Origin of the sequence: Paractinoplanes brasiliensis (assembly GCF_004362215.1) — a bacterium.
GTDB classification, from domain to species: Bacteria; Actinomycetota; Actinomycetes; order Mycobacteriales; family Micromonosporaceae; genus Actinoplanes; species Actinoplanes brasiliensis.
On record NZ_SNWR01000002.1, the window covers coordinates 1,023,319 to 1,036,719 of the forward strand.

Below are 13,401 nucleotides of genomic sequence, written 5' to 3' on the forward strand. Positions count from 1 at the left end.
GGTCACGAGCCCGTACCGATGGAATCAGCCTGGCTCTGCACCGCCTTGAGCGCCGCGGCGGGATCCGACCCGCCGACGCACACCTTCTCGGCCTCGACGTCGAAGGCCGCCGCCACCTGCGTCCAGGTCGGGAACGACGGCGGCGCCTTGGCCGAGTTGAGCTGCTCGCCGAACACCTTGAGCATCGCGTCGCCGCTCAGGGCCGGGTCGTCCCACGCCGACCGGACGGCGGGCAGGTCGCTGACGGCCTGATACCACTTGGCCTGCACGTCGGGCTTGCTCAGCCACTGGATGAACTTCCAGGCGGCGTCGCGGTTCTTGGCGTCCTTGAACACGGCGATGTTGCTGCCGCCGATGAACGACGTCGACGACTGCTTCGACGGCATCGGCGCCACCGCGAACTTGCCCTTGACGCCCTGGTCGTTGAGGATCCCGACGTGCCACGGCCCGGACATGAACGAGCCGATCTCGCCCTTGGCGAACGCCGGCTCGAGCGCGCCCTGCGGCAGGTCGTCCGGGGACAGCTTCTCGGTGAAGAACGACTGGTAGTACGTCAGCGCCTCGGTCATCTGCGGGGTGTCGAAGGTGTACTTGCCGTCGCCGGCGATCTCGGCGCCGTTGGACCAGCCGAACGGCAGGATCGACTGCCAGCTGCCGGTCTTGCCGGGCTGCAGGTTGATGCCCCACTTCGCGCCGGCCTTGGTCTGCATCGCCTTGGCCATGGCCTTGAGGTCGTCCCACGTCTTCGGCCCGTCCGGGAACCCGGCCTTCCGCGCCAGGTCGGTGCGGTAGAAGATGCCGCGCGTCTCGACGTACCACGGCACCCCGTACGCGGTGCCGTCGACAACCGTGGTGTCCCACGCGCCGGGGAAGAACGACTCCTTCGCGAACAGGTCGGCCGGGGTGGGGTCGAGCGCGCCGGTCTTGGCGATCTCACCCTGCATCGTGGTGCCGATCATCGACACGTCCGGGGTCGCCTTGGCCGCGATCGCGCTGGTGATCTTCTGTCCGGCCGAGTCCCACGGCACCGCGGTCACGCTGACCTTGGCCTCGGGGTTCTCGGCGGTGAAGGCCTTGGCGAACTCGCCCAGTTTCTCGCCCTCGGTGCCCATCGCCCACACGGTGATCTCGCCGGTGGCCTTGCCCGCGGCGACCTCCCGCGCGGCTTCCTCGCCGCCGCCGGAGTCGCGTCCGCATCCCGCGGTCACGCCCGCAACCAGGGCCGCGCTCGTGGCGACGGCCAGCCATCGATGTCTCATGGATGCACCTCCTCGTGCATGCCGCAGCTGCGCCGGATCACCACCTCGGTGGCGAGGATCCGCCGGCGCGCCGCGGTCCGTTGAGATGGGGGTTCGTTGATGCGTTTGTCCAGCCAGCGGGCGGCGGTGGCGCCGAGTTCCCGCATCGGCTGCCGTACGGTGGTCAGCCCGGCGAAACGTGCCGCCAGCAGGTCGTCCCACCCGGTCACGGCCAGGTCCTGCGGCGCCCGCAGCCCGGCTTCCTCGGCAGCGAGCAGCACACCCAGCGCCATTTCGTCGTTCGCGCAGACCACGGCGTCGGGCGCGCTCGCCAGCACCTCCGGCGCGGCCGCACACCCCGCATCAAGATCAAGCCCGGTTCCCCGTACGAGGGTCAGGTGGGCCTGTTTCGACGCGAGCGCCGCCTTGAGGCCGGAAAATCGCCCGGCCACGTCGGGCGAGGAACTCGGGTCCCCGAGAAACGTGATCGCGCGATGCCCGTGGCCGAGAAGGTGCTCGGCCAGGGCGCGGGCGGTGTTGGTGTTGCCCGTGCGGACGGTGTCCACCCCGTCGACCGGGTCGCGCGCGAGCAGCACGACGGGCAGCCCGGTGCTCGCGATGCCGGTGACCACGTCGTCGTCGACGGTGCGGCCCATGACGGCCAGCCCGTCGACCCGCCCCGCCAGCTCGCGGACGGCGGCGGCCGGGTCGCGGCGCCCGTTGGTGGCCAGGATCAGCACGCTGCTGCCCAGCGCCGCCGCGGCCGCCTCGTAGCCGAGCACCACCTCGGCGTAGTAGGGCCCGACCAGGTCGGGGAACACGATGCCGTTGGCCGCGTGCCGCCCCTCGGCGAGCGACCGGGCGGGCCGGCTCGGCGTGAACCGCAGCTCCTCGGCGGCGGCCCGCACCCGCTCCCGCGTCTCCGGCGTGACCAGGTCGGAGTCGCGCAGAGCACGCGACACGGTGGCGATCGAGACGCCCGCGAGCTGGGCGACCTGATAGATGGTCGCCTTTGAAAGCGCTTTCATCGCCACGCCCCGGACCGTAACCCCGTTGTCATGGGGGCGAAACTTGAGCGCCGGCCGGATCCGTCATTCGCGACTATCCGCAAATCGCCCGGATCGGACCGGCCGGGGTCTTCTATGGGGCGGCCGTGTTCGCGCCGCCCGACGAGACCGGCCCCCTTGGGACGCACGGTCGTCCTGTTGATCGACTCCAGGCGGCGCGATGAGAGGCGGGCGGTGTTTCATTTCGGCTTCAGAGCCCGGGTGCCGGGGCGGTATGTGACGGAGCCCGCGGCGGCTGCCCGATTTGCGGGCGGCGTCGGCCGGGAAACGGTGTTATCGTCCCGCGCCATGATCATGGAAAGCGGAGCCGAGACCCGTGGGCGCGACCGGCAGCAGCGGAGGGCTGCCGGCAGCGCCCTGCGGAGGATCGGTGTTCTTGTCGCGGCGTTCGCGCTGACCCTGACAGGGCTGGCCGCCCCGGCGCACGCCGCCGACGGGCTGACGGCGTTCATCACCAGTTCCGACCAGATTCCCAGCGGCAAATCCCTGTCGGCCTCGATCCTGATCGGCGCCGACCAGGACATCGTCCCGCAGAGCATCCGGGTCGTGACGACGCTGCCCCAGGGTGTCACCTTCGAGCGCACCGAATGCGGGCCCGACGGGAACGCCGCCTGCCCCGACGGACCCTGCGAGGCAGCCGCCTCCACCGTGACCTGCGCCGTGGCCGTGGCCGCACCGACCCGGGAGCCGAGCTACGCCTTCAACCTGCTCCTGCGGGTGCAGGGGGCCGTGGGGAGCCGGGTCACGATCAGCACGACCGCCACCGCCGAGAAGCAGGACGGCACGCAGGTCAGCGCGAACAGCGAGACCACCGTACGGATTGTGCAGTCCAGCGACGTCGGCATCAAGGTCGAGAAGATCTCCGGCCCGTCCGGCCCGAAGAACGTCGTGAGGTACACGTACGTCCTCCACAACTACGGCCCGCTGGACGTGGCCGCGGGCAACGCCGTGTTCTTCGAGTCGGGCAAGCCGTCCGGGCTCGGGCTCTACGGCTTCAAACCGGCCAAGGTCAGCTGCTTCCAGGACACGACCGGCCCGATGTTCTGCGGCACCGAGACCAAGCTGGCCCCGGGGCAGGAGACCCGCGCGACCCGCGAGCTGGCCGTGCCGGCCGACAGCGAGCTCTGGGGCAAGAAGGTCACGATGACGGCATCGGTGTTCGACTACCCGCCGGGCGTCGGCGGCGACCCGTCCAACAACGTCGTGCAGTTCGAGCTCGACTTCACCGGCAAGCCGTCGACGGGCGGCGGCACCGCGGCCCCGGCGCCCGGCGACGGCGACGGCGGCGAGGGCGGCGGCCTGCCGGTCACCGGCGCTCCGGCCCTCGCGGTGGCCGGCGCGGGCCTGGCCCTGCTCGCGCTGGGCGCGGGCGCACTGCTGCTGACCCGGCGCCGCCGCCTCGGATGACGTCACCGCGGCGGGCTGACCGTGCACTGCTCGCACGGTCAGCCCGCCGCCCCCACCCTGCGCGGATGGCCGGTTCACCGAGATCGATGCCTTCCACACCACTGCGCTGTTCTCCGGGTTCCGGTTGCCGCTCGAACCCGACCGATGAGGTTCCGCCGCCGGTACCGTCTCAATGACCATGGCGAAACTTCTGTACTCCGCGACGATGTCCCTCGACGGTTTCATCGCCGGCCCCGGCGGCGACATGAGCTGGATGACCCGGCTGCCCGAGACCGGCCCGCACGAGACGGCCGACGGCCTGTGGAAGCAGGTCGGCTCGCTGCTGACCGGCGCGCGCACCTACGGCGGTGACGACCCGAACGCCGGCACCGACCAGGAGGGCGCTTTCAACGGCCAATGGTCGGGTCCCGAGTTCGTGCTGACCCACAACCCGCCCGCCACCTCCCCGCCGGGCGTCACGTTCGTGACCGACCTGCCCACGGCCGTCGACGCCGCCCTGGCGGCCGCCGGCGACCTCTACGCGTGTGTGCTCGGCGCCGACGTGGCCGCCCAGTGCCTGGCCGCCGGCCTGCTCGACGAGATCCTGGTCTTCGTCGCCCCCGTGCTGCTCGGCGACGGCACCCCGCTGTTCCGCCACCCTGGCGGCACGTTCGTGGCGCTCGACGAGATCTCGTCCACCACCGGCCCCGTCCCGACCATCCGGCTACGCGTCCGCAGGTAACCCGGCCGCTGCTACAGACCCACCTTCTTGACACCGTAGCCGGCCTGGTTGGTGGTGAACCCCTCGAACTCCGGCTCGGCTTCAGGGGGCATCAGGCGGGTGGCGACGGGAACGGGACGGCCGCGAGGGACTCGCGCGCGGCGGGCAGCAGCGGCAGCCGTACGTCCGGGGTGGGGACGCGGCCTTGGGCGTGCAGGACGGCCTTGATGACGGTCGGGTTGGGCTCGGCGAACAGGGCCGCCGACAACCGGGCCAGCCGATGCCCCAGCTCCGGCTCCCATGCGGACATCAGCGACGCGTACGCCCCGGTCTCGATGTGGGCCGAGGCCAGGATCCCGCCGTGCGCGCCGAGGGCCAGCAGCGGGGAGATGACCACGTCGTCGCCGCCGAGGATCGCGAAGCCGGGGGGCGGGTCGGCCATCAGCGCGATCACGTCGGCGTCGATGCCCCCGGCGGCCAGCTTGATCCCGGCCACCCCGGGCAGGGCCGCGATCCGCCGCAGCGCCCCGGCCGACAGCGGCTGCGCCGTGCGGTACGGGACGTGGTACACCACCAGCGGCACCGGGCTGCGCCGCGCCACCGACGCGAGGTACGCGACCACCCCGTCCTCACCGGGCCGCACGAACGGCGGCACCAGGGTGAGCGCGGCCGTCGCCGATTCCGGGGTGACCGGGCCGCCGGCGATCAGCTGGGCCGAGCGGTCGCGGCTGACCCGGCCCAGCAACTCCAGCACCGCCGACTGCTCGGCCGGGGACAGCGCGGACGGCTCGGCGGTCGTGCCGAGGGCCACCAATCCGGCCGCGCCGCCGTCCAGCACATCGTGGGCCAGCTGCTCCAGGGCCGCGAGGGCGACCGAACCGTCGGCGGCGAACGGGGTGATCAACGGACGTACAGGCCACTCAGCATCATGCCGGCCACGGTGTCAGCCCGTACGGGTAAGGTCCATTTAATTGCGCTCGGCTATTGTTAAGCAACGCTGAAGTATGCCGCGCAGGCCAGGTTGTCGAGGGCCCCCGCCCGCCGGGCCGCGGCGATCAGCCGGTCGACGGCTTCCCGCGGCTCACCGGCCATCGCCTCCCTCATCTCGGCGCGCGTGACGACGGTGTGCAGCCCGTCCGAGCAGAGCAGATAACGGTCACCCGGCAGCACCGTCCGCAGTGCCAGGTCCGCTTCGACGTGCTCACCCCAGCCCAGGGCCCGTACGAGCAACGCCCGCTTCTCGTGGCCGGCGACGGCCGCGGGGTCCAGTTCGCCCCGGTCGACCTGAGCCTGCACCCACGTGTGGTCGTGGGTGAGCAGCGTCAACTCCCCGTGGCGCAGCAGGTAGGCGCGGGTGTCGCCGACATGCGCCAGCACCAGCCGGGAGCCGTGCCGCACCAGCGCGGTCAAGGTCGTCACCGGCTGATCGTCGGCGGGAAGGGCCCGGACAGCCCGGTCGGCGGCCTCCACGGCGTTCTCGACCTCGCCGAGGGACGTCCCCGCGAGTCCTCTCAACGCCTCGATAGCCGCCTCGGCCGCGTGCCCGCCGTACGGTCCCCGAGTGCCGTCGGCCACGGCGACCAGCCCGGAGTCCGCGTACGCCCGGTCCTCGTTGCTGTCGCGCGCGGTGCCGGGGTCGATCGCCGCCGCGAAACGGAAGTCGTTCATGCTGGTGTCCTTTCCGGACAGGTGCTGAACGAGGTCGGAGGTCAGCCGGGCCCGGGTTGCGGTGTCCGCGCTGACCCGCCGCCAGAAATTTGTCACCGCGTCGGCGGCCTCGGCGGGCGGCAGCGAGCAGACCGACCGGATCTCGGCCAGCGGCATCCCTATTCCGCGCAGCCGCCCCACCAGCCGGGCCCGCGCGAGCTGCGCCTCGTCGTAGAACCGGTAACCCGACTCCGCGTCCACGGCGGCGGGCGGCAACAGCCCCATCTGGTCGTAGAGCCGCAGCGCCTTGGGTGTCAGCCCGGCCGCGCGCGCGAACGCTCCGATCGTCAGCAGACCCACGGCGACGTCCTCCTCGTGCCGGTCACCGCGACCGGCACGCCCCACGCTGGCCCTTGCCCCAAGGTCAAGGTCAAGACCGCTTCCCCGTACGGGCGTGCAGGCGCGCCGCCCGCAAGGTCAGGTACCGCCTTTCCGGCTCGCTCGTGGTCGCGGCCGCGGCGATGCGGTACTGCCCGAAGGCGCCGTCGCGGTCGCCTGCCAGTTCGAGCAGGTGCGCGCGGGTGGCCGCCACCCGGTGATGCCCCGGCAACTGTGCCGCGACCGTGTCGACGAGCCGCAGCCCCGCCGCCGGGCCGTCGACCATGGCCACCGCGATCGCCCGGTTCAGCGTGACCACCGGGCTTGCGGTCATGCGCTCCAGGATCGCGTACAGGGCCTGGATCTGCGGCCAGTCCGTCGCGCCGACCGATGGCGCCCGGTTGTGCAGGGCCGCGATCGCCGCCTGCAGCTGGTATTCGCCGACCTGCCCGCGCCGGAACGCCGCGTCGAGGATCGCCGTGCCCTCGGCCGTCAGCTCCCGGTCCCACCGCGACCTGTCCTGCTCGGCCAGCGGCACCAGCTCACCGTCCGGCCCGGTGCGGGCGGGCCGCCGCGCGTCGGTGAGCAGCATCAGCGCCAGCAGCCCGGACACCTCCGCGTCGCCGGGCCGGCGGGCGGACACCATGCGGGTGAGCCGGATCGCCTCGGCCGACAACTCGACCCGGTGCACGGTGTCACCGCCGCTCGCATACCCCTCGTTGAAGATCAGATACAGGACCCGCAGCGCGGCCGGCAGCCGTTGCGCCGCCGCGTCGAACGGCACCCCGCGGATGCGCTGCTTGGCCCGGCTGATCCGCTGACCCATGGTCGGCTCGGGCACCAGGAACGCGCGGGCGATCTCGGCCGTGGTCAGGCCGCCGACCGCGCGCAGGGTCAGCGCCACCGCCGCGGCGTCGTTGAGGGCCGCATGGCAGCACAGCATCAGCACGTCGAGCGTGTCGTCCCGGTCGTACGCCTCCCCGCCCGGTTCACGAAGCGCGGCCTGCATCTCGCGCCGCCGCCGGGCCTGGTCGCCGCGCAGCTGGTCGAGCAGCTTGCGCGACGCCGTCCGCAGCAGCCAGCCGCGCGGGCTCTCGGGCACACCGTCGGCCGTCCAGCGCGTGTGCGCGACGATCAGCGCTTCCTGCACGGCGTCCTCGGCCGCCTCGAAGTCGCCGCAGCGGTGGGTGAGCACGCCGACGACCCGCGGCGCGAGGGCGCGCAGCAGGTCGTCGACCGGGCCGGCCGGGCTCACAACTCCGGGTGCAGCTGCCGGAAGTCGTCGGCGTCCATCACCCTGCGTACGCCGATGGGCTGCCGCAACGGCACCCCACCCGGTCCGGGTACGGCTGACACCTTGGCCGCGATCTCGAAGGCGCGCTGCTCGTCGGCGACCTCGACGATCTGGAACCCGGCCAGGAACTCCTTGGACTCGGGGAACACGCCCTCGGTGACCACGGGCGGGCCGCCGTCGCTGGTGACCTCCCTGGCGTGCTCGGGGCCGGTCAGCGCCTGTTCGTCGACCAGCTCGCCCGAGTCGAGCAGCTGCCGGCGCAGCGCGGCGTAGTAGTCCATGTGCGCCTTGACGTCGTCCGGCTCCCACTGCTCCATGGGGGTGTCCACGGCGCCGGGACGGTGGTCGACGATGAGGATGTACTTCGGCATGCGCGGCTCCATTGCTCGTACGGTCTTGTCACCCGGAGGAACGGACCCGGCCCACCGATTTCGACAACCCGCGCTCTTCAGCTTCGCCATGTTCAGGTGCACCCGCCTGCGGCGCGCCGGTTCCGCCCGCGGCGCGGATGCCCACCGACGGGACACCACACCCGGCCGCGAGCAGGGCCGGTGCGTAGCGCTTCAAGAATCCCCCCGGTGTGCGAAGCAGGAACCCTGAACGATCTCGCAATCCGGTGCTGTCCCGCGCGTCACGCGGCCGGGTCCGGGACCCGTACGGCCGCGAGCTGGGTCGCCTGGGCCACGAGCGTGTCGGCCGAGTCCCACACCTCGACGATCTCGTCCATGCGCCCCGAGGTGATCTCGCTGGACCGCATGGTGAAGCGCACCGGGCCCGGGGCGGGCAGGCGGCGCACGTACGCGGTCAGGCTCAGCGTCGGCGCCCAGCTGGTCAACCCGAGCGTCAGCGAGATCGGGGGAGCGGGGTCGGCGGCGATCAGCAGGCTCAGCGGGTCCCAGTCCTCGTTCGAGGCGAACCGCACCCACCCCGCCGTACGTCCCTGCTGTGAGGGCCGGCCCGCCGCGAACCCGAGCACGGCCGGGTCGAGCCGGTGCTCCACGATGTCCAGCAGCGGCACCGGGAACGGCGTGCCGGCGGCCTGCGACGGCAGGAGCATGCACTCGTCCTCGGGCGGCAGCGCCGGCGGCTCGGCCCGGCCCCACCAGGGCGCCGACGCGTCGAGCACACCCTGGGTGACCAGCGCCTCGGCGCACGGCTGCCCGTCCTGCTCGAGACGCGCGCGGTACTGCCCCGCGGTGCGCCCGGCCCGCAGCAGCTCGACGGTGACGGTGGCGCGGCCGGCCGCAGGCGGGCGCAGGAACGTCGTGGTCATCGCCACCAGGTGCGGATGCTCGGCGCGGGTCTCGACGGCCCGGCCCAGCACGGCCATCAGGTAGCCGCCGTGCAGCTTGTCGCCGACCGCCCAGACGGCGTCGAGCTCGGCCTCCAGGGCCCCGTCCTTGGCGACCACCGCGGTCGCTTCCTTGAAGGTCTTCACGTCCTTCACCGTGCCCTAGGATCGGCCGGTGTTCAAAGCGGTTCTGCTTGATGTGTTCGGCACACTTGTCGTCGACGTCGCCGACATATCGCCGTTCGCCTCGTTCGCCGGCGTGCCCGTCTCGGAGGTCGCCCGGGTCTACGACGAACACCTGTGGGCCCTGGCCGACGGCGCTCACGGCCCGGCGTTCCGCACGCTCGCCGACCTGGAGGCGTCCGCGCTGGCCGCCACCGAGGACCATTTCCGCGTACGCCTCCCCGGCGCGCCCGTGTCGTCGTACGAGCTCTTCCCTGACGCCGCGCCGTTCCTGGCCGCCCTCACAGTGCCCGTCTGCCTGGTGTCGGACGCCGACCGCGACCACCTGTCCGGGCTGCTCCGCTCGCTGGGCGTGACCGCCGACCACGTCGTGACCAGCGAGGACGCGCGGGCCTACAAACCCCGGCCGGAGCCGTTCCGGATGGCGTTGTCGCTGCTCGGGCTGGCCGCCGCCGATGTGCTGCACGTGGGCGACAACCCGGACTCCGACCTGGCGGGGGCGGCGGCGCTGGGGATCGCGACCGCCTACGTCAACCGTACGGGCCGGCCGGTGCCGCCGTCGGCGCGGCCCACCTATGTGGTCACTGATCTCCGGGAGTTGCTGCCCCACGTGAGGCCGCGGTGATCTTGTCGTCCACGCACCGCCGCTCCGGTTGGCCAGGGCACCCCTGCCGGTGCACGTTGTGAGCTTCCAGGGTCGATCAGACCCTGTCCTTCGACCGGCCCCGACATGAAACGGCGGGGATATCCCGATGCCTGTGCCTCGCTGGGCACCGTTGCAGACCAGCGAGGCGGACCGGCCTGTCGGACGACATGGCTCCCCAGGCTCCTTCTAACATCCTATCTTCCTAGGATGCCCTACACACAGAGATCAAGAGCACAGACGAAGAGCGACCCTCCGGGCCGCTCTCGCTCCCGACCAGACAAAACAAGCTCAGCCGCCTCCGATGCTGACGTCGCGGCTGCTGGGTGGCGGCTGGCGAGCGTGTCGTTGATCGGGCGGGCCTGCGGCCGTCCGTTGTTCAGACCGAAGGCAACGCTGAGGACTGAGCGTTGATCAGCGTCTGTTCCGGGCCGTCGCGTCTCGTTCGGCGCTCAGCGCTTTTCCGGCGGAGCCGTTACAGCTGAACGGATCCGGCGTAGCGTCGCGGGGGCATACCCATGATGCGTTTGAACGCGGTGCTGAAAGCGTGCTCGGACTCGTATCCCACGGAGCCGGCGATCCGGGCGATGGTGTCGTTGCCCTGCTGGAGGCGCTCGGCGGCGAGCATCATCCGCCACCGGGCCAGGTAGGCGATCGGGGTTTCGCCGGCGCGTGCTCGGAATCGTTCGGCGAAGGTGGTGCGGGACATGCCGGCGGTCGTGGCGAGTTCCCGTACGGTCCAGGAGCGGGCGGGGTCGGCGTGCATCGCTGCGAGCGCGGCATGCACCTGTGGGTCGGCGAGCGCGGCGAACCAGCCGACGTCGTCGCGGGCCGGCGCGGCGAGGTACAGGCGCAGCGCCTGGACCAGCATCATGTGCGCGAGTTGCTGGGCTATCAGGGCCGAGCCGGGGCGGGGTTCGCGGAACTCCTCCATCATCAGCTCGATCGACCAGCGCAGCCGGGCCCGGTCGTCGGCGGTCCTGACCACCATGAGCGGGGGCAGGGTGTGCAGCAGCCGTTCGACGTGCGGGCTGCCGGCTTCGAAGCGGCTGCCGACCAGGTAGACGTCACCGCCGCCGTTGTAGGTGACGATCTCGCCGCTGCGGTGGGGATCGAGCACCACGGAGGAACGCGCCGGTGCGATGTCCGGTGCGCTGCCGATGACGGCGGTCCGGCCGGTGGGCAGCACGAAACAGGCGCCTTCCGGGATCGGCGCCGGGGCGGCGCCGTCGATCGTGAGCCAGCAGGAACCTTTGACGATCGCGTAGCACTTGATCCGGCCGGCCAGGTCGTCGAGCTCCAGCGCCCAGTCGCCACCGGCGTCGAATCCGGCGGTGATGTAGCTGCGCGGCTTGAGCAGCGCCAGTATCTCGCTGAGCGGGTCCACCATGCCTCCGGACGATCGCGAACAAACGGCGGATTTTCCAGCATAGAAGGTACGGCCGGGGCGGCCTAGATTCGGATCATGACAACGATCGGTTTTATCGGCAGCGGACGGATCGGTGGCGCGCTCGCGCAGCTGGCCGTCGCGGCCGGGCACGACGTCGTGTTGAGCAACAGCCGCGGTCCGGACAGCCTGCGGGAGGCGGCGGCCCGGCTGGGTTCCCGGGCCCGCGCGGCGACCACCACCGAGGCGGCGGGGGCCGGTGATGTGGTCGTCGTGACCATCCCGATTCGCGCTTACCGGCAGGTGCCGGTCGAGGCGCTGCACGGCCGGGTCGTCATCGACACGCTCAACTACGACCCGGCGCGCCAGGGCGTCGTCCCCGAGATCGAGGCCGGCGGCATCCCGCCGTACCTGCTCTTGCAGGCTCACCTGCGGGACGCGTACGTGGTCAAGGCGTTCAGCACCGTGTTCTTCCGGCACCTGCCGCAACTTGCCCGCCCGTCCGGCGCGCCCGGCCGCAGCGCCGTGCCCATCGCGGGTGACTCGGCAACGGCCAAGGCGGCGGTCGCCGTCCTGATCGACTCGCTCGGCTTCGACGCGTACGACGTGGGACCGCTCGCCGAGAGCCGCCGGTTCGCGCCGGGTACGCCCGCCCAACTGGCCCATCTCGATCCGGACGGCATGTTCGCCGCGCCGGGCCGCCCCGCCTCCGCGGCTGATCTGGCCGCGCTGCTGGAGAAGGCGGACCTGTCATGAGGGCCGCGGTCGTCACCGCATACGGCGCAGCCCCTCGGTACCTGGAGTTCCCCGACCCGAAGCCGGCCGGCGCGCACGAGATCGTCGTCGAGGTGCTGGCTGCCGGGTTGCATCCTCGGGTCCGCATGCAGGCCGGCGGGTCGCACTACACCAGTGCCGGTTCGGGCCTGCCGCTTGTGCCGGGCATCGATGGCGTCGGCCGTGACGCCGGCGGCCGGCTCTGGTACTTCATGTCGCTGAACGGCAGGTACGGCTCGATGGCCGAGCGGGCGGTCATCGACACGCGGCGCAGCGTCGTCCTGCCCGCCCACGCCGACCCGTTGGCCATCGCTGCGACGTTGAACTGTGTGATCGCCTCCTGGCTGGCCCTCACCCAGCGGATCTCGATGCGGCCCGGACAGAATGTGCTGGTCCTGGGGGCTACCGGTGGCACCGGACGGATGGCGGTGCGGGTGGCCCGCCGGCTTGGCGCGGATCAGGTGGTTGCTGTGGGCCGGGATCCGGAACGGCTCGCGGCGTTGCCCGGCGCTACCGCGACCGCCGTGACCGGTGATGTGGAGACGATCGCCGGGATCGGCGCCGGGATCGACATCGTGCTCGATTTCCTCTGGGGAGAGCCGGCAGCCGAGGCGATGGCTGCGATGGTGTCGAACCGGGCCGACCCGGCGCGCCTGCTTACCTGGGTGAACCTGGGCGAGATGGCCGGGCCGCGAATGACGTTGCCGGCCGGCGCGCTGCGCTCGACGAGGCTTCAGGTCCTCGGCAGTGGCCAGGGATCGCTGACCGGCGTCACCATGACTGCCGAGATCCCCGCTGTTGCCGCCGCCATCGTTGACGGCGCGTATGCGGTGGAGCCCGACCCTGTCCCGCTGCACGACGTCGAGCGTGCCTGGTCATTGCCGGCGGACAGCAGCAAGCGCATCGTGCTCCATCGGCTTTGAGATGTGCCCGACCCCGACATGGTCACCGGGGAGGGGGCGACCGCGCCTGGGTTATTTGCGTGATGCTTCGCGCCGGCCTCGTTTGCCGAGGGGCATTTCGGCCATGTCGACGGCTTGGGTGGTCACGTTCTTGATGGGGTAGCCGTGTTCGGCCATCCAGTCCTCGGCTTTGATCTGTGCGCGCATCGCGGCTTGTGGCACTTCGTCGGCGTCGGCGGCTTGTTCAGCGAAACGGAAGGTGAAGAAGGGCCGGGCCGGCAGGTCGTACGAGAGGTATCCGTCGGTGGTGTATTGGGTGTTCATGAAGTCGTGGTCGGCGGCGACCGCGATCAGCGATGCCATCTGTTCGGCCGACAGACCGTCGAAGCTGCCTCGTACGGTGACGCGGACGGCGCGGCTCATGTTTTTCACCCTTCGTCGTGGTGGTGCCGCGGGTCAGTATCGGCTCCGGCGGGGCGGGGCGAAACCG

12 protein-coding genes and 2 pseudogenes are annotated in these 13,401 nt (G+C 71.7%); 5 read left to right on the forward strand and 9 right to left on the reverse strand.

The annotated features are described in order from the left end of the window. Window positions 1–2: 2 nt before the first annotated feature. Window positions 3–1,259 (reverse strand): sugar ABC transporter substrate-binding protein, encoded by a 1,257-nt coding sequence (locus tag C8E87_RS36725; protein WP_133877987.1) that lies wholly within the window; start codon window positions 1,257–1,259, stop codon window positions 3–5. Continuing rightward, entirely contained in the window at window positions 1,256–2,266 is a 1,011-nt protein-coding gene (locus C8E87_RS36730; protein WP_133879186.1) for a LacI family DNA-binding transcriptional regulator, read from the reverse strand. The genes C8E87_RS36725 and C8E87_RS36730 overlap by 4 nt, the downstream gene beginning before the upstream one ends. A gap of 327 nt (window positions 2,267–2,593) precedes the next feature. On the opposite strand from C8E87_RS36730, the gene C8E87_RS44750 reads away from it, so the two are divergent. Both C8E87_RS44750 and C8E87_RS36740 read left to right on the forward strand, forming a co-directional pair. Then, on the forward strand, window positions 2,594–3,712 hold the full coding sequence (locus tag C8E87_RS44750; RefSeq protein ID WP_203720577.1) for a hypothetical protein: 1,119 nt from the start codon (window positions 2,594–2,596) through the stop codon (window positions 3,710–3,712). Window positions 3,713–3,890: 178 nt separating this feature from the next. Beyond that, a complete protein-coding gene (locus tag C8E87_RS36740) occupies window positions 3,891–4,433 on the forward strand; it encodes a dihydrofolate reductase family protein (protein WP_133877988.1) in 543 nt (180 codons plus the stop codon). Window positions 4,434–4,524: 91 nt separating this feature from the next. On the opposite strand, the pseudogene C8E87_RS36745 reads toward C8E87_RS36740, so the two are convergent. From C8E87_RS36745 to C8E87_RS36765, 5 genes and pseudogenes are all read right to left on the reverse strand, one after another. Continuing rightward, window positions 4,525–5,342: pseudogene (locus C8E87_RS36745) on the reverse strand (dihydrodipicolinate synthase family protein). A gap of 57 nt (window positions 5,343–5,399) precedes the next feature. After that, a complete protein-coding gene (locus tag C8E87_RS36750; protein WP_239080092.1) occupies window positions 5,400–6,464 on the reverse strand; it encodes a MerR family transcriptional regulator in 1,065 nt (354 codons plus the stop codon). Window positions 6,465–6,489: 25 nt separating this feature from the next. After that, window positions 6,490–7,692, reverse strand: a complete 1,203-nt coding sequence (locus C8E87_RS36755; RefSeq protein ID WP_133877990.1) for an RNA polymerase sigma factor — start codon at window positions 7,690–7,692, stop codon at window positions 6,490–6,492. Further along, the gene (locus C8E87_RS36760) at window positions 7,689–8,102 is read right to left on the reverse strand and encodes a YciI family protein (RefSeq protein WP_133877991.1); all 414 of its coding nucleotides are present in this window, start codon (window positions 8,100–8,102) and stop codon (window positions 7,689–7,691) included. Before C8E87_RS36760 ends, C8E87_RS36755 begins: the two co-directional genes overlap by 4 nt. A gap of 260 nt (window positions 8,103–8,362) precedes the next feature. Next, window positions 8,363–9,169 carry a thioesterase family protein gene (locus C8E87_RS36765; RefSeq protein WP_133877992.1) on the reverse strand — a complete coding sequence of 269 codons (807 nt, stop codon included), beginning with the start codon at window positions 9,167–9,169 and terminating at the stop codon, window positions 8,363–8,365. Window positions 9,170–9,197: 28 nt separating this feature from the next. On the opposite strand from C8E87_RS36765, the gene C8E87_RS36770 reads away from it, so the two are divergent. Continuing rightward, on the forward strand, window positions 9,198–9,830 hold the full coding sequence (locus C8E87_RS36770) for an HAD family hydrolase (RefSeq protein WP_133877993.1): 633 nt from the start codon (window positions 9,198–9,200) through the stop codon (window positions 9,828–9,830). A gap of 432 nt (window positions 9,831–10,262) precedes the next feature. On the opposite strand, the pseudogene C8E87_RS36775 reads toward C8E87_RS36770, so the two are convergent. Next, window positions 10,263–11,235, reverse strand: a pseudogene (locus C8E87_RS36775) (AraC family transcriptional regulator). A gap of 78 nt (window positions 11,236–11,313) precedes the next feature. Here C8E87_RS36775 and C8E87_RS36780 point away from each other — a divergent pair. After that, complete coding sequence (locus C8E87_RS36780; protein WP_133877995.1) at window positions 11,314–11,991, forward strand: NADPH-dependent F420 reductase; 678 nt, start codon at window positions 11,314–11,316, stop codon at window positions 11,989–11,991. Window positions 11,992–12,083: 92 nt separating this feature from the next. Then, window positions 12,084–12,932 carry an NAD(P)H-binding protein gene (locus C8E87_RS36785; protein ID WP_239080093.1) on the forward strand — a complete coding sequence of 283 codons (849 nt, stop codon included), beginning with the start codon at window positions 12,084–12,086 and terminating at the stop codon, window positions 12,930–12,932. Between the two features lie 51 nt (window positions 12,933–12,983). Here the strand turns inward: C8E87_RS36785 and C8E87_RS36790 are convergent, their stop codons facing one another. Continuing rightward, entirely contained in the window at window positions 12,984–13,334 is a 351-nt protein-coding gene (locus C8E87_RS36790) for a DUF6204 family protein (protein WP_133877997.1), read from the reverse strand. Window positions 13,335–13,401: the final 67 nt, after the last annotated feature.